12 protein-coding genes and 1 pseudogene are annotated in these 16,937 nt (G+C 61.3%); 12 read left to right on the top strand and 1 reads right to left on the bottom strand.

Annotated features, from left to right (window positions below; all coding sequences use genetic code 11):
* Positions 1-11 precede the first annotated feature (11 nt).
* Genes rfbB through rfbA form a run of 3 tightly spaced genes read left to right on the top strand, consistent with a single transcriptional unit; the run spans position 12 to position 2,861 of the window.
* Entirely contained in the window at positions 12-1,076 is a 1,065-nt protein-coding gene (gene rfbB, locus ASG03_RS09420) for a dTDP-glucose 4,6-dehydratase (RefSeq protein WP_062475541.1), read from the top strand.
* 5 nt (positions 1,077-1,081) lie between these two features.
* Positions 1,082-1,966 carry a dTDP-4-dehydrorhamnose reductase gene (gene rfbD / locus ASG03_RS09425; protein ID WP_156381793.1) on the top strand — a complete coding sequence of 295 codons (885 nt, stop codon included), beginning with the start codon at positions 1,082-1,084 and terminating at the stop codon, positions 1,964-1,966.
* A 19-nt stretch (positions 1,967-1,985) separates the two neighbouring features.
* A complete protein-coding gene (gene rfbA / locus ASG03_RS09430; RefSeq protein ID WP_062693367.1) occupies positions 1,986-2,861 on the top strand; it encodes a glucose-1-phosphate thymidylyltransferase RfbA in 876 nt (291 codons plus the stop codon).
* A gap of 97 nt (positions 2,862-2,958) precedes the next feature.
* Here rfbA and ASG03_RS09435 read toward each other — a convergent pair whose 3' ends face one another.
* Positions 2,959-3,480, bottom strand: a complete 522-nt coding sequence (locus tag ASG03_RS09435; protein ID WP_062693368.1) for a Dps family protein — start codon at positions 3,478-3,480, stop codon at positions 2,959-2,961.
* A 387-nt stretch (positions 3,481-3,867) separates the two neighbouring features.
* On the opposite strand from ASG03_RS09435, the gene ASG03_RS09440 reads away from it, so the two are divergent.
* The 9 genes and pseudogenes from ASG03_RS09440 to ASG03_RS09475 all read left to right on the top strand — a co-directional run bounded on the left by ASG03_RS09440 (position 3,868) and on the right by ASG03_RS09475 (position 16,895).
* Positions 3,868-4,107 (top strand): hypothetical protein, encoded by a 240-nt coding sequence (locus ASG03_RS09440; RefSeq protein ID WP_062475554.1) that lies wholly within the window; start codon positions 3,868-3,870, stop codon positions 4,105-4,107.
* Positions 4,108-4,115: 8 nt separating this feature from the next.
* Positions 4,116-4,298, top strand: a complete 183-nt coding sequence (locus ASG03_RS09445; protein ID WP_062475557.1) for a hypothetical protein — start codon at positions 4,116-4,118, stop codon at positions 4,296-4,298.
* A 100-nt stretch (positions 4,299-4,398) separates the two neighbouring features.
* On the top strand, positions 4,399-4,911 hold the full coding sequence (locus ASG03_RS09450; protein WP_062475560.1) for a ferritin-like domain-containing protein: 513 nt from the start codon (positions 4,399-4,401) through the stop codon (positions 4,909-4,911).
* Between the two features lie 184 nt (positions 4,912-5,095).
* Positions 5,096-6,814: pseudogene (gene malQ, locus ASG03_RS09455) on the top strand (4-alpha-glucanotransferase); the annotation flags it as partial.
* Between the two features lie 245 nt (positions 6,815-7,059).
* Positions 7,060-10,308, top strand: coding sequence for a maltotransferase domain-containing protein (locus ASG03_RS09460; RefSeq protein ID WP_062693370.1), 3,249 nt, complete (start codon positions 7,060-7,062; stop codon positions 10,306-10,308).
* 33 nt (positions 10,309-10,341) lie between these two features.
* A complete protein-coding gene (treS, locus tag ASG03_RS09465; RefSeq protein WP_062693446.1) occupies positions 10,342-13,656 on the top strand; it encodes a maltose alpha-D-glucosyltransferase in 3,315 nt (1,104 codons plus the stop codon).
* The gene (gene glgB / locus ASG03_RS09470) at positions 13,656-15,863 is read left to right on the top strand and encodes a 1,4-alpha-glucan branching protein GlgB (RefSeq protein WP_443216590.1); all 2,208 of its coding nucleotides are present in this window, start codon (positions 13,656-13,658) and stop codon (positions 15,861-15,863) included. Before treS ends, glgB begins: the two co-directional genes overlap by 1 nt.
* A 91-nt stretch (positions 15,864-15,954) precedes the next feature.
* Positions 15,955-16,095 (top strand): hypothetical protein, encoded by a 141-nt coding sequence (locus ASG03_RS21425; RefSeq protein ID WP_156381780.1) that lies wholly within the window; start codon positions 15,955-15,957, stop codon positions 16,093-16,095.
* A gap of 179 nt (positions 16,096-16,274) precedes the next feature.
* A complete protein-coding gene (locus ASG03_RS09475) occupies positions 16,275-16,895 on the top strand; it encodes a BA14K family protein (RefSeq protein WP_062693372.1) in 621 nt (206 codons plus the stop codon).
* Positions 16,896-16,937 lie beyond the last annotated feature (42 nt).

Here is a 16,937-nt window from a genome sequence, read left to right on the forward strand (position 1 = left end):
AACCGATCAATATGCGTGTTATTGTTACCGGAGGTGCCGGCTTCATCGGTTCGGCCGTCGTCCGTTATCTTGTCCTTGAAAAGGGCTACGACGTTCTGACGATCGACAAGCTCACCTACGCAGGGACGCTGACCTCTCTCGAGAGCATCAGCAACCAGGCCAACCACAGGTTCCTGCAGGCCGATATCTGCGATCGCAGTGCGATCCAGGAAGCCTTCGACACCTTCCGCCCGGATCGCGTGATGCATCTCGCAGCCGAGAGCCACGTGGACCGCTCGATCACCGGTGCTGCCGACTTCGTCCAGACGAACGTGATCGGCACCTTCACGATGCTCGAGTCCGCCCGGGCCTATTGGAACACGCTGGAAGCAGACGCCAAGGACGCTTTCCGTTTCCTTCACGTCTCCACCGATGAGGTCTACGGGTCGCTCGGCGACGAAGGTCTCTTCACGGAGACGACACCTTACGATCCGAGCTCGCCCTACTCGGCCTCCAAGGCCTCGTCCGACCACCTGGCGAAAGCTTGGCAGCGCACCTACGGCCTGCCGATCGTCGTGTCCAACTGCTCGAACAATTACGGCCCCTATCACTTCCCGGAAAAGCTGATCCCGCTGATCATCCTCAACGCCATGCACGGCAAGAAGCTGCCGGTCTATGGCAGCGGCGCCAATATTCGCGACTGGCTGTATGTGGAGGATCACGCCCGCGCGCTGGATCTGATCGCCGAACGCGGCCAGGTCGGCGAGACCTACAATGTCGGCGGCCGGAACGAGCGGCGCAACATCGACGTCGTGCATCGCGTTTGCGAACTCATGGACACGCTACGTCCGCAGGGCGCACCGCACGCCAAGCTGATCGAGCACGTCACCGACCGTCCGGGACACGACGCCCGCTATGCGATCGATGCGACGCGCCTGGAAACGGAGTTGGGCTGGAAGGCCCTCGAAAACTTCGACACCGGAATCGAGAAGACCGTGCGGTGGTATCTGGAGAACGAGTGGTGGTGGAAGCCGCTGCGCGATGGCTATGACGGCGGTCGCCTCGGTCTCATTCAGACGCAGACGAAGGCCTCCTGATGGCCCTGACCTATCTCGTTACCGGCAAGGAAGGACAGGTCGTCCGCTCGATCATCGAGCGGGCCGCCGATCGTCCCGATATCGCCATCGCCACGTTCGGACGGCCGGAGGTAGACTTCGGTGCCCCCGAGACCCTCGGCGCCGCGATTGCCGCCATCCGACCGGACATCATCATCTCCGCGGCCGCCTATACGGCCGTGGACCAGGCAGAGACCGAGGAAGACCTGGCGACAAAGGTCAACGGCGAGGCTCCAGGCGCGCTGGCACGGGCGGCCGCCGGCCTTGACATTCCGATCGTTCACATCTCGACCGATTATGTCTTCGATGGCACCAAGACAGGCGCCTATGTCGAGACGGATCCAGTCGCACCGATCGGCGCCTATGGCCGCTCGAAGCTCGCCGGCGAAAAGGCTGTCGCGTCTGCAACGCCGAACCACGCCATTCTGCGCACCGCGTGGGTTCACAGCCCCTACGGCAAAAACTTCGTGAAGACGATGCTGCGTCTGGCGGTCGACCGCGACGAACTGAACGTGGTTGCCGACCAGGTCGGTTGCCCGACATCTGCACTCGACATTGCAGACGCCGTGCTCAAGGTCGCCGACAACCTACTGAAGAGCAAGGACGCAGCCCTGCGCGGCACGTTCCACCTGACCAATGCCGGTCGGGCCAACTGGGCGGAGTTCGCAACCGAAATCTTCCGCCTATCGGCGGAACGCGATGGCCCATCCGCGACGGTCAATCCCATCCCGTCCAGCGCCTATCCGACGCCGGCGAAACGTCCTGCCAATTCACAGCTCGACGGCACCAAGCTGTCATCCATCCATGGCGTCGTCCTTCAGGATTGGCGCCCGGCAACCGAAATCGTCGTCGCCCGCATCCTTGAGGCATGATTTTATCAGGAGTAATTCGATGAAGGGTATCATTCTCGCCGGCGGCAGCGGCACGCGACTGCATCCGATGACACTCGTCACATCCAAGCAGCTGATGCCGGTCTACGACAAGCCGATGATCTACTATCCGCTGTCCACGCTGATGCTGGCCGGCGTCAGGGACATCCTGATCATCTCGACACCCGTCGACCTGCCGAACTTCCAGCGCCTTCTGGGCGACGGCAGCGCCTGGGGCATCAACCTGACCTATGCCGAACAACCGTCTCCCGACGGTCTCGCGCAGGCCTACATCATCGGCGCGGATTTCGTCGGTTCCGATCCATCCTGCCTCATCCTCGGCGACAACATCTTCTACGGTCACGGCATCACCGACCTTTTCGCCCGCGCCAGCGCGCGTACCAAGGGGGCCACCGTCTTCGCCTATCACGTCGCCGACCCGGAACGCTATGGCGTGGTCGAGTTCGACAAGGGCATGAAGGCGCTCTCGATCGAAGAGAAGCCCGAGGCGGCAAAGTCCAACTGGGCCGTCACCGGCCTCTATTTCTATGACAGCGACGTCATCGACATCGCCGCCAATCTCAAGCCTTCCCCGCGCGGCGAGCTTGAGATCACCGACGTCAACAAGGCGTATCTCGAACGCGGTGACCTGAACGTCGAACTCATGGGCCGCGGCTATGCATGGCTCGATACGGGAACGCCGGACAGCCTGCTGGATGCCGGTGACTTCGTCGCGACGCTGGAACGTCGCCAAGGGTTCAAGATCGCCTGCCCGGAAGAAATCGCCTATCTCAGCGGCTTCATCGATGCCAACCAGCTGGAAGTTCTTGGCAAGAAGCTCGGAAAGAGCACCTATGGCAAGTATCTCCTGTCGCGCCTGAAGGATGGCAACATTTGAAGGCTACGCCTCAGTCCTGCCGGCGATAACGCCGGGTCATACGAAAAAGGCGCAGGCTGACCGGCCTGCGCCTTTTCTAATTCTGGCTCAACGGCTTTTATCGCGCGTTGGTGCCCCGAAGGATCTCGAACAGAAACCAGACCCGCTTCTCCCCTTCATCGATCCAGTTTTCCAGCAGACTTGCCGTTGCAACATCACCATGTTCGTCACAGGTATCGTGCAGTTCCCGCATGCTCTGGACCAAGGCGCCATTGTCGTCGCGCAATTCGGCCAGCATCTCGTGCGGATGAACGAAATCGGCGTCGTTGTCCTTGATGCGCTGCTGGCGGGAGATATCGCCGATCGACTTCAGGGTCGAGCCACCCAATTTGCGGACGCGTTCAGCCAGAGGGTCGGTAATCGCCAGCAGTTCCGCACCGTGGTCGTCGAGCAGCAGATGATAGTCCCGGAAATTTGCGCCGGACATGTGCCAGTGAAAATTTTTCGTCTTGAGATAAAGCGCAAAGACATCGGCAAGCAGGGCCGAAGCACCGCCCGAGATATCTTTCACGCCCTCCTGCGAAAGGCCCGTTGGGGTTTTCAGGTCAGCCTTGCGGCGCGATTTTACGGACTGGTCCATGGGTCCTGTTCCTTGTCTGTGTATTGAGAAGATCTCGGCTTGGTCCATCGAGATGTCCTGTCGATCGACGGACGTCAGGGATCGGCAGATATGATGCTTTTCGACGGCACGGCGCAGGTACTCGGAGCATAACAGCCTTCACACTCTACCACGGCGCACTGGATGAGGTCGGTCAGATGCTCACGCGGTAACGGATTTCCGCTGCAAAAGTTCCCAGGCGCGAGAGGAATCTTTGTTCTGGTTTTTTGCGGTCTGGCACGCTGCCGCCGCAGCCGAAAGGTTCATGCTTCAACATCCGAACAGCAACACGGAGGAGGCGTCGAAAAAGATCAATTGACTTTCGCGTCAAAACAGAACATATAGAGAACAAATCAGGAGATGATCGAGATGGCAACAGCAGAGAAGTTCATCGTCATGCCCTTCAAGAAGGTTCGCGGCGGCGTCGCTCCCGGCGAAATGCGTCAGGCATCGAACGCTGTCAGTGCAGAGAAGATCGCCACCTCCATGTCCGCGCGCTTCCCCGGCGTAGCGGCCTATGCGGTCAAGGTGGACGAAGAATCGGGGGATATGAGCGAGCCCCGTTTGATCATCCAGTTCGGCGAGGTTGCCGATCTTGCAGCAGCATGAGGTATGCGATGGATAAGCAGATCGAATTGCGGGAAAGTGTGCGGATTCTGATTGCGCAGGGCGAAGCTGCCCGTCAGCGTGCAGAGGCCCACCGCGAACAAACCCGTATCAAGGTCGCCGCCATGGCCTCTCGTCCCGGCGAGAAATATCTGGCCGCAATGCGCCAGGCCAAGGCGGCAACCAGCCATTAAGCTCTCACTCTGACGTAGCGGACGGCTTTCCCGTGTCATCTGCGGGAACTTACCGTGTGTCCCACGGTTCGGCGGCTCTTTATTCGAGAAGGAGCACGGCATGGCCGACACCGATATCCGTACAATTTTCGTCACGGGCCTCAAGAATGCCCACGCGATGGAGAACCAGGCGCTCTCCATCATGAAACCCCAGGTCTCCCGGATCGAAAACTATCCTCAGGTCGCCGATCGGCTTCAACAGCACATCCGCGAAACGGAAGGTCAGATCACTCGGATCGAGACCCTTCTCGACGAGCTTGCCGAAAGCCATTCGGCTCTGAAAGACATGGCGCTTTCCTTCACAGGCGCAATGGCAGCTCTTGGCCATTCGGTTGCCGGCGACGAGATCCTGAAGAATTCCTTTGCCAACTTTGCCTTCGAGAATTTCGAGATTGCTGCCTACAAGTCACTCATTACGGTAGCGGAGCTTGGCGGCTTCCCCAATGCGGTCCCGGCATTGCGCAGCAATCTTGACGAAGAGATTGCGATGGCTGGCTGGCTCGATGCCAATCTGCGCGAGGTCACCGTCACCTTCGCCTCTCTGAAAGAGTCCGGGCAATCCGCAAAGATCTGATCGCGACCAACGGGAAAGGGCCTGCCGCCGCGTGAACACGCGGTTTGCGCAGGCTCTGCCCTTCCGACGGAAACACACCGGACACCTTGGCACGAAACAGCGGATCACCGTTTGCCATCCGGCGGGACCGCCTTAGGTCTCCCTCACACCCTACCAGGTCCACCGCGAGAGGCAGCGACATCCCATGAAGCCCGAGACCATCGACGAACTCGCACGCCAGTACGGTATCGGCGAGACGCGACCGAGCCCCGAAAAGAAGGACGTCGCCGTCTCTACCGAGACCAAGATCAAGATCCTCGCGGCACTGAACGTCGACATCGATGCTCTCGGGCAACCGGAGGTCCCCCCACCCACGCAAACGTCGACAACACCAAACAACCTCCCTGCGTCCTATCTACCCTCTTTCCTGGAGAGCACGCGCGTCTGGGGGATCACCCTGGAACCCTACAGCCTGCGTTCGTCGCGAAACTGGGGCATTGGCGACTTTCAGGACCTCTGTGATATCGCGGCCATCTTCGGACCGCTTGGCGCCGACTTTATCGGACTGACCCCGCTCCACGCGCCATTCCTCGCCGATCCCGAACGCTGCAGCCCCTATGAACCCTCCAGCCGTCAGCGGCTCAATCCTCTCTATATCGCCGTCGACCAGGTTCCGGGCTATAAAGCCGATCCCGACATCGAGCGCATGGCAGCAGGCCTTCGGAACAAGGCCCACGTCGACTATGCCGGCGTCTGCCGCCTGAAACTGGAGGCCTTGCGCACGATCTGGGCCGATTGGACGCCGGACAGGAACGGGCAGGCAGAGCCGGAGGATTTTGAGACGTTCGTCGAGCGGGAGGGCGCCCCGCTCCGCCTGCATGCCCTTTTCGAGGCCTTGTCGTTCACCATGGCGGATCGTGGCTTCGGTGCCGGATGGCATGCCTGGCCCGAAAGCTACAAGAACCCCGAAAACCCTGATGTTGTCGCCTTCGCAGACGCGCATGAGCACGAAATCCGCTTTCATATGTGGCTGCAATGGCTGGCACATTGCCAGCTTCATGTCGCGGCAAAAGCCGCCGAAGCCGCAGGCATGCGGGTCGGTCTGTATCTCGATCTCGCTGTTGGCGAAGCGCTTGATGGGTCGGCCACCTGGGGCGAGCGTGACCTCTACATCTCGACCGCCACCGTCGGAAGCCCACCGGATCCCTTCGCTGCGGATGGACAGGATTGGCACCTCGCCGCATTCCAGCCTGCCGCCATGACCCAAGGCGATCCGTCGCCCTACCAACGCATGGTCGTCGCGGCCATGCGTTATGCCGGCGCCATTCGCATCGACCACGCCGCAGCGCTCCGCCGTCTGTTTCTCGTTCCGGTTGATCTCAAGCCGGATGGCGGAGCCTATGTCACCTATCCGGAGCGGCATCTTCTCGACATTCTGGCGAAGCAATCCCGCCGTCACGCGTGTCTCGTCATCGGCGAGGATCTCGGCGTGCTTCCAGACGGGCTGCAGGATGATCTCGCCGAAGCACGCATTCTCTCCTACCGCATTCTCTCCTATGAGCGCACGGAAGATGGCTTCAAACCGGCGGAGGCGTATCCGGCGCTGTCACTTGCCTGCATCTCCACCCATGATCACCAGACAATGGCGGGCTGGTGGCGCGGCGCCGACATCGCCACCCGCGCCGATCATGGCATTCTGTCGGCAGATATCACCCAGGCGCATCATGAAGAGCGGAAAGAAGAGCGCAAAGACCTCGTTCGCGCGCTGGACGAAGCCGGCATCGAGCAGCCGGCGCGCTTGCCATCGGATGCGGCACCCGATCAGGCCCTGACAGGACTTGTGGTCGATGCCCACCGTTTCATTGCCAGGACCGCATCGGCACTGGCAGCGGTGCGCCTTGCCGACATGACCGGCGAGAAGAAACCGACGAATGTTCCGGGAACGAGCGACAGCTATCCGAACTGGAAGCCCAAACTGTCCGTCGCACTCGGAGCCCTGTCCCAGGCACCCCTTCTTGTTGCGATTTCGGCCGTCATGCAGGAGGAACGTCCGCGATCCTAGCGTCCGTTCGGCATAGGAAAGGCGCTGCGTTTCGCCATGTTCGGCAAGACGACGTGGAACAAGCTTAGGGCTTGCAAGGTTCTCGATGAAACAACGCGAGACAGCCCATGAATGTTCATTCGCTTGCCGAAGCACGCACATCTGTCGTCACCCCGCCGCGGATCTACTACGTCCACCCCCTGCATATGCGCGGGGCGGAGGCGTGGGACGCGGTCTTTGCCCATGCGGCAGACCTCGGTTTTGACACCGTTCTTTCGGCTCCTCTCTTCCAAAAGGGCGAAGCGACAAGCGTTTTCATGACCGCAAGCTACGAAGCTCTGAACCCGGAGCTCGGACTCGGCAACAGCGTCGCCGACGGTGTGTCCGCTTTGGTCAAATCGGCACGAAGACATGGTCTGTCTCTGATGTTGGATATCGTCGTCGGGCACGAGGCGGAACCGCATCCGGCGCCCGGCGCCCCGGTCGATCCGCGTATCTCGCCAACCGTCTTCGGCGGCCGTCCGACGGACCCACAGGATGAGCACGCGGAAGCGGCGCTGGTCGCGACATGGACGGATCGTCTTCTGGCGCTTGCCGAAGCCGGGATCGAGGGTTTCCGCTGCGTCGGAATAGCAGCCTTGTCGAAAGAAGCGTGGGCGCAGCTTATCGCGAATGTCCATCAGCGCCAGTCGCAGGTCCGCTTTCTTGCCTGGACGCCGGGGACGTCGTTCGGGGACCGCAAGGGCCTCTCCGAAGCAGGTTTCGAAGGCGTTTTCTCGTCGCTGGCCTGGTGGAACCTGCAGGATCACTGGCTTCTCGACGAATACGAGTTGCAGCGCGACTTCGCCTATCAGATCGCCTTTCCGGAAGCCCCGTTCGCCAAGCGCATCGCACACGGCACGGAAAGCAGCGAGATCCTGAAACGTCGGGCGATACGAACGCTTGCGCTCTCTGCCACCGTCGGCCGCGGCATCCTCATCCCTATGGGCTTTGAGTTCGGGGCAGCCACGCCCCTCGACCCGATGCATGGCCACGGGAGCGGCCTTCACGGCATGAAAGCCCAAGGCGCTTTCGACATGTCCTCCCATATTCGCGCCATCAACAAGGAGCTGGCGGCGTCGACGCTGTCGCGCACCACGCCGATGACGCTCATTTCCGGTAGTGCCACGCCTGTGAGCGCCCTCGTGCAAGGGGACCACGCAGACCTCCGCCAAGCGGAGAAGGTGCGCGTGATCGTCTGCAATCGCGATCTCCGTCGCAGCGCCACCGTTCCCTTCCATGCAATCCGGGAGGCGGCGTCCGCCTTTTTGCCACTTTGCGACGTGGCGCGACCCGAACGCGCGCTCGATGCCGACATGCGGCTCGCGCCCGGCGAGCTCCGCATCTTCGAAGGCTCCGTGTCAAACCCGATCCTGATGCCGGGCGCCGCAATGGACGCGCTGGCGGCGGCAGCGACGGCGCGGCTGGCGATCGAAAAGGTTGTCCCTGCGGTTGACGAAGGCCGCTTCCCGGTGAAGCGCGTCGTCGGCGATATCGTGAAAGTGGAAGCCGACATCTTTGGCGACGGCCACGATCCTTTGGCAGCCGTTCTTCTCTGGCGTCCAGTCGACACGCAGGAGTGGACCGAAGTCCCGATGCAGTTCGTGGTCAACGACCGCTGGAAGGCGGAATTTACGCTGAAGCGGATGGGTCGGCACGAATATGTCCTGGAAGCTTGGCGCAATCCCTATGCAATCTTCCGCTACGAGCTCGGCAAGAAGCACGAGGCCAACCTCGATCTGACGCTCGAGATCCAGGAAGGCATCAACCTGATCAAGGCGGCGGCCGAAAACGGGCCGCAGCGGGTCCAACCGGAATTGAAAACGCTTCTGGCGACGCTTGCCGGGAGCGATGCTGAACAGAAGACAAAGCTGCTGCTGTCGCCGGAGACCTTCGCGCTTCTAGCACGCGCCGATCGGCGACCCTTCAGCGTTCGTTCCGCCGTTATCCCGGTGGACGCCGAACGCAAGGCTGCAGGCTTTGCCAGCTGGTTCCAGGTGTTTCCACGCTCGCAGAGCGGTGATGCCAATCGTCACGGCACGTTCGACGACGTCATCGGCCGGCTTCCCGCCATCCGCGACATGGGTTTCGACGTTCTCTATTTTCCGCCCATCCACCCGATCGGCACGACAAACCGCAAGGGTCGCAACAACACGCTGACACCTGGCCCGAACGATCCCGGAAGCCCCTATGCCATCGGATCCCCGGAGGGTGGCCATGACGCCATTCATCCGGAACTTGGCACTTTCGAGGATTTTCGGCGGCTTGTTTCGGCTGCGGCCGATCATGGCCTCGAAATCGCGCTCGACCTGGCGATCCAGGCCTCGCCGGACCATCCTTGGCTGAAGGACCACCCGGGCTGGTTCGACTGGCGACCCGACGGCACCATCCGCTACGCTGAAAATCCTCCGAAGAAGTACGAGGATATCGTCAACGTCGATTTCTACGCGAAGGACGCGGTCCCTGCGCTATGGGAGACGTTGCGCGACGTGGTTCAGGTATGGGTCGACCAGGGCGTCAAGCTCTTCCGCGTCGACAACCCCCACACAAAGCCGTTTCCGTTCTGGGAGTGGATGATCGCCGACATTCGCGGACGCCATCCGGACGTCGTCTTCCTGTCGGAAGCCTTTACCAAGCCGAAGGTCATGTACCGGCTGGCCAAAGTCGGTTTCTCGCAATCCTACACCTACTTCACCTGGCGAAACGCGAAGTGGGAGCTGGAAGAATACATGCGGGAGATCACGACCGAGGCGCCGAAGGACTTCTTCCGTCCCCACTTCTTCGTCAACACGCACGATATCAACCCGGACTTCCTGCAGAACGCACCGCGTTCGGCCTATCTCATCCGCGCGGCGCTTGCCGCAACGCTGTCCGGTCTCTGGGGTGTCTATAACGGTTTCGAGCTCTGCGAGGGCCGGCCGGACGCCAAGCGCAAGGAATATGCCGACAGCGAGAAATACGAGATCCGCGCGTGGGATTATGACCGTCCGGGCCATATCAAGAACGAAATCGCCCTTCTGAACCGCATCCGCCGCGAAAACCCGGCCTTGCACTCGCATCTCGGTCTGACGCTCCTGCCGGCGTGGAACGACAACGTTCTGTTCTTCGAGAAAGCCAGCGCAGGCAGGGAAAACGTCCTTCTCGTCGCCATCAGCCTCGATCCCCACAATGTGCAGGAAGCCGATTGCGAGGTTCCGCTCTGGTCATGGAACCTTCCGGACAACGGATCGCTTCCCATGGAAGACGTCATCGCCAACCGGGCGTTCACCTGGACCGGCAAGATACAACGCATCCGTCTCGACCCCTCCATGCCGTTCGGCATTTGGCGCGTCCGATAGGGAGGAACGGCTATGGATATGCTGACAGATCAAATGCAAGACGAGGACGGCACCCGTCCGCAGACGCATGCCGAGAGCGGCTCCTCTGATCCGCTCTGGTATAAGGACGCGATCATCTACCAGCTGCATATCAAGTCGTTTCACGATGGAAACGGCGATGGTATCGGCGACTTCAAGGGCCTTCAGGAGAAGCTTGACCATATCGCCACGCTCGGCGTCACCGCGATCTGGCTGCTGCCGTTCTTCCCCTCCCCGCGTCGCGACGACGGCTATGACATCGCCGACTATGGCGACGTCAGTCCCGACTATGGGACAATGGAGGAATTCCGCGCCTTCGTGGACGCCGCCCACGAGCGGGGCATCCGCGTCATCATCGAACTGGTCATCAACCATACGTCCGACCAGCATCCGTGGTTTCAGCGCGCCCGCAACGCGCCGGTCGATTCGCCCGAGCGCGACTTCTATGTCTGGTCCGACACGGACCAGAAATTCCCGGAAACCCGCATCATCTTTCTCGACACCGAGAAGTCCAACTGGACCTGGGATCCGGTCGCCGGCGCCTATTACTGGCACCGCTTCTATTCTCACCAGCCGGATCTGAATTTCGACAATCCCAAGGTCATGGAAGAGCTGCTGTCCGTCATGCGGTTCTGGCTGGAGACCGGCATCGACGGCTTCCGCCTGGATGCCATTCCCTATCTGATCGAGCGGGAGGGAACGAACAACGAGAACCTGCCGGAAACGCACGACATCCTGAAGCGCATCCGGGCCGCGCTCGATGCCAGCCACCCCGGCCGCATGCTTCTGGCCGAGGCCAACCAGTGGCCCGAGGATACCAACGAATATTTCGGCAGCGGCGATGAATGCCATATGGCGTTCCATTTCCCGTTGATGCCACGCATGTACATGGCGATCGCCAAGGAAGATCGATTCCCGATCACCGACATCATGCGCCAGACGCCGGACATTCCGGAAAATTGCCAGTGGGCCATCTTCCTTCGCAACCATGACGAACTGACGCTCGAAATGGTGACGGATGCAGAGCGGGATTATCTCTGGAACACCTATGCCGCGGATCGGCGAGCCCGCATCAATCTCGGCATCCGTCGTCGTCTCGCACCGCTGATGGAGCGCGATCGTCGCCGTGTCGAACTGATGAACGCGCTTCTTCTCTCGATGCCCGGAACACCCGTCATCTATTACGGCGACGAGATCGGCATGGGGGACAACATCTATCTCGGCGATCGCGATGGCGTGAGAACGCCGATGCAGTGGTCGCCGGATCGCAATGGCGGCTTTTCGCGCGCCGACCCCGCCCGTCTCGTTCTGCCGCCGGTCATGGACCCGCTTTATGGCTACGAGGCCGTGAACGTCGAGGCGCAAGCGGCCGATGCCCATTCGCTGCTGAACTGGACCCGGCACATGCTGGCGCTCCGCCGGCGCCACATTGCGTTCGGTCGCGGCACGCAACGCTTCCTGAAGCCGGGCAACCGCAAGATTCTCGCCTATCTTCGCGAATATGAAGGCGACACGATCCTCTGCGTCTTCAATCTCTCGCGTCTGCCGCAGGCAGTGGAGCTTGATCTGTCCGAATTCGAGAACCGGGTACCGATCGAGCTGACCGGCATGTCGCCGTTTCCGCCGATCGGCCAGCTGACCTATCTCCTGACGCTGCCGCCGTACGGGTTCTTCTGGTTCCAGCTCGTGGCCGAAGTCGATGGGCCGATCTGGCGCAACGATCCGCCGGAGCAGTTGCCGGACTTTGCAACGATGGTTCTTCGTCGCGACCTCCTGGAGGTGGTGGACGAGCCGCGTTTGTCGAACATTCTGTCGCGCGATGTGCTGCCATCCTATCTCGCCAAACGCCGTTGGTTCGGCTCGAAGGGGGAAACGCTGCACGGCGCAACGATCGTCAGCGCGATTCCCATGGGATTCCCGCACGATATCCTGCTTGGCGAACTCGAGGCCGAGCTTGAAGGGCACACCGAAACCTACATGCTGCCGCTTGCGATTTCCTGGGATGACACGAATCCGTCGGCCCTGGCCCAGCAACTGGCGTTGACACGCATTCGCCAGGGACGCCGCGTCGGCTTCCTGACCGACGGCTTTGCGGTCGACGCCTTTGCCCGCGGGGTTCTCAAGGGGCTGAGCGAGCGCACACAGATCTCCGGGCGCAGCGGCACATTGGAGTTTATCGGGTCCGACGAGCTTGACGGCATCGACGTTCCCGACGACCTGCCGATCCACTGGCTGTCGGCCGAGCAATCGAACAGCTCCCTGATCGTCGGGGATGTCGCGATGATCAAGCTCATCCGCCATATCTTCCCGGGCATCCACCCCGAAGTGGAAATGACGCGGTACCTGACCAGCGTCGGCTATGCGAACACGGCGCCCCTGCTCGGCGAAATCGCCCGTATCGCGCCCGATGGCGAGCGTTCGACGCTCATCATTATTCAGGGTGCCATCCGCAACCAGGGCGACGCCTGGAACTGGATGCTCGACACCTTGCGCCGCACGCTCGATGACGCCTTGGCCTCGACACCGGACAGCGCTGGCACCGACGGTCAGGACGGCCTGTTCCTCCCGCTGATGGATTTCGTCAGCAATGTTGGCACGCGTCTTGGTGAACTTCACGTCGCCCTGGCGACGCCCACAGAGGATGAAGCCTTCTCGCCGCTTCATGCTGCAAAGACCGATGTCGAAGCTTTGCGGCACCAGGTGGTCGGCCAGATTTCCGAAGGTCTCGCCATCCTCGATCGTGCACGCGGCGACGTCGATCCCTCGCTCGGCGGGGACATCACGACGCTGGTCGATGGAAGGGAAACGCTGCTTGCCTCCATCGGGGCCCTTGCAGATGCCGCAGCGGACACGCTGATGATCCGCAATCATGGCGATTTCCACCTCGGTCAGATTCTGGTCGCAGAGGCAGATGCCTTTATCATCGACTTCGAAGGAGAGCCGGCCCGCGGTCTCGACGAGCGCCGTGCGAAGACCAATCCTCTTCGCGACGTTGCGGGCTTGTTGCGATCCTTGAGCTATCTCGCCGCAACGGCGGAACGCGACCACGACGCCGCCTCCGACCAGAATGGCGATCGGCGAACTTTGCTCATTCGGGCCTTCATCGAAAAGGCGGAGGCCGCCTTCCTGTCGAGCTACTTCGCTGTCACCAAGATGTCGGACGATCTGCGCATGCCCGACACCGTCAGCACGCGCGTCCTCGACCTTTTCCTCTTGGAAAAGGCCGCCTACGAAATCGCCTACGAAGCTCGTAACCGGCCGAAATGGCTGCCCATCCCGCTCGCTGGCTTCTCGGCCATCGTCCGCAGACTTTCGGAAAGTAATTCCTGATGCTGGAACGTCTCGATCTTCTTCAGGGCATCGATCATGATGCCGTTACCGCTCTCGTCGAAGGCCGCCATGGCGACCCTTTCGCCGTGCTCGGCGCTCACCCCCACGCGGACCGAACCATCGTGCGCGTCTTGATGCCGGGTGCCATCGGGATCGATCTCCTTGATCCGTCCAGCGGCGCGGTGACAGCCCACCTTGACCTGGCCCATCCCGGCGGACTTTTCGCTGTCTTGACCGACCAGCCCCGCTATCGCTTGCGGATCACCTGGCCAGACGCCGTGCAGGAAACCGAGGACCCATACGCCTTCGGTCCGCTGCTCGGGGACCTCGATCTGCATCTTTTCTCGCAGGGCACGCACTACAGCCTTGGCCGGACCTTTGGGGCACGGGTCACCGAGATCGACGGCATTCAGGGTGTGCGATTTGCCGTCTGGGCGCCGAACGCGCGACGCGTCTCGGTCGTCGGCGACTTCAACGCCTGGGACGGTCGCCGCAATCCGATGCGGCTTCGCCCATCCGCCGGTGTCTGGGAAATCTTCATTCCGCGCCTCGGCAAAGGCGAACGCTACAAGTTCGAGATCATCGATGCGTCCGGCCATCTTCTGCCGCAGAAGGCAGACCCGGTGGCACGAGCAAGCGAGGCAGCCCCTGCCACCGCCTCCATCGTCGCCTCCGCCTCGCCCTATCCCTGGACCGACGACGACTGGATGCGCCGCAAGACGGAAACACGCGATGGGGAAGCCGCCATATCGGTCTATGAGGTCCATCTGGAGTCCTGGCTCCGGATTGCCGAGGATGGAAACCGCTCGCTGGACTGGATCGAATTCAGCCAGCGCCTGATCCCCTATGCCGCACGCCTGGGCTTCACCCATATCGAACTTCTGCCCATCATGGAGTATCCCTTCGGGGGATCCTGGGGCTATCAGCCGCTTGGCCTTTTCGCTCCGACAGGGCGCTATGGCACGCCGGAGGATTTTGCGTATTTCGTCGATCGATGCCACGCATCGGGGATCGGCGTCATCCTCGACTGGGTGCCGGCGCATTTCCCGACAGACGTCTGGGGCCTCGCCCGTTTTGACGGTACGGCACTTTACGAGCACGAGGATCCGCGCGAAGGCTTCCACAAGGATTGGAACACGCTGATCTACAATTTCGGGCGCAATGAGGTGAAAGGTTTCCTGATCGCCAGCGCGCTCGAATGGCTGGAGGAGTATCACGTCGATGCCCTGCGCGTGGACGCCGTCGCCTCCATGCTCTACCGCGACTACAGCCGCGAGGCAGGCGAGTGGATCCCCAACCAGTATGGCGGGCGCGAGAACCTGGAAGCCGTCGAATTCTTCAAGCACCTCAACAGTATCGTCCATCAACGGTGCCCGAACGTGCTCATGATCGCCGAGGAATCGACCGCATGGCCGGGCGTGACGCAGCCTGTCGAACAGGGTGGCCTCGGATTCGATTTCAAATGGAACATGGGCTGGATGCACGACACGCTGCACTACGTGCAGGATGACCCCGTCTATCGTCGCTACAATCATGGGCAGATGACGTTCGGAATGGTCTACGCCTATTCCGAAAGGTTCATGCTGCCGCTCTCTCATGATGAAGTGGTTCACGGCAAGGGCTCGTTGCTCGGCAAGATGCCGGGCGACGCCTGGCAGAAACTCGCCAATCTTCGCGCCTACTTCGGCTTCATGTGGGCCCACCCGGGCAAGAAGCTTCTCTTCATGGGCGGGGAGATCGCGCAGGAGACCGAATGGAACCATGATGGTTCGATTGTCTGGGATTTACTGGACCGGCCGGAGCATGCCGGCATTCAGCGGCTTGTCGGCGACCTGAACCGTCTGTACGCGGCAGAGCCGGCCCTCCAATACGGGGACCTGCATCCGCAAGGCTTCGACTGGGCGGTGTCTGATGATGCCGAGCACTCGGTCTTCGGCATGCTGCGTCTCAACGAAGACCGGACGTCCATGATCCTCGCCGTTTCCAACATGACGCCGGTGCCGCGTCATGGCTACAGGGTCGGCGTCCCCGTCGACGGCGCTTGGGAAGAGGTCTTCAACAGCGATGCCGGGGTCTACGGAGGCTCCAACCTCGGGAATATTGAGGTCTGGACGGAGCCGCATCCCGCCCATGGCAAGCCGCAGTCCCTGTCGCTGACCCTTCCGCCGCTGTCGACAATCCTGCTGCGCTGGCAATCGAAGGCCTGAACCGAGACCGAATGCGATGCGCCAATCCGTCGCGACACCAAGAGACCACCTGCCATTGACGGCAGGTGGCAAGACCGGCAAGAAGAGCGGCATGCCCCATCAAGATCTCGATCACGACGCTCCGCCCTCCCGCCGGGCGAAAATCATCTTCGGCGTTCTCATCTGCATCGTCGTGCTTGCAACGGTGAGCAGCATGGCGACATCCGTCATCCTGTATCTGAAGAGCGTCTGACCTTCTGCACATGAACATCCGGCAGCGCATGCCGGCGCGACGACACTGGCAGATATGGCATACCACTAACATTTGATGTTTTCGGCACGCGAAAGCTGCGGAACTCTCCGCCACAACATGCGTTGACGGGCAGATTCCTTAACAGGACAGCACGTTTCTCGCATGTCAGGAGCATCATCATGAAAGCCACGGCTACGCTCGCTTTCTCCCTCACCGTCGCCATGACGCTCTTTATTGCCGGTTTTCTCAGCGCCTCAGCCCTGATGGCAAAGCCCGCAACCGAAGCGTTGGCCAATATCAATGCGCCTGATCTTTGGACCTCCGAGCCGAAGCGTGTCGAGGCAGCGGACCGCGGATTCGATCGTGCCCCTTCGGCGCCGCCTGTCGATCTCGCATCGTCGGAAACGCTCGCCGTTGCCGAACCGGTCGTGGCGGCAGACAACGCGTCCGCCGAAATCGACCAGACCCAGCCTGGCACACCCGTTGCCGATACGCAGAGCGCGATGGCCGAAAATCAAGCTGTGAGCAATCCCGAACACCAAAGCTGGTGCGCGAGCCGGTACCGCTCCTACAGGGCGGACGACAACAGCTACAGCGCCTATAGCGGCGAGCGGAAGGCCTGTGTATCGCCTTACATGGATGTCGCCTCCACCGATGACATCGGCCGGATGTCGCCGTCTTCCGATCTCCAGACCAGCGACCACGTCCGCAAGTGTCAGGAGCGGTACTCCTCCTATCGGATTTCGGACAACACCTACCAGCCCTATGGCGGACCGCGACGCGCCTGCGTCATGAACTGACGCGATACCGGACCGGAACAGAGGTTGGAAAGGTCGTCCTCG

The sequence above is a fragment of the Rhizobium sp. Leaf341 genome (genome assembly GCF_001424325.1).
Taxonomy (GTDB): Bacteria; Pseudomonadota; Alphaproteobacteria; order Rhizobiales; family Rhizobiaceae; genus Ferranicluibacter.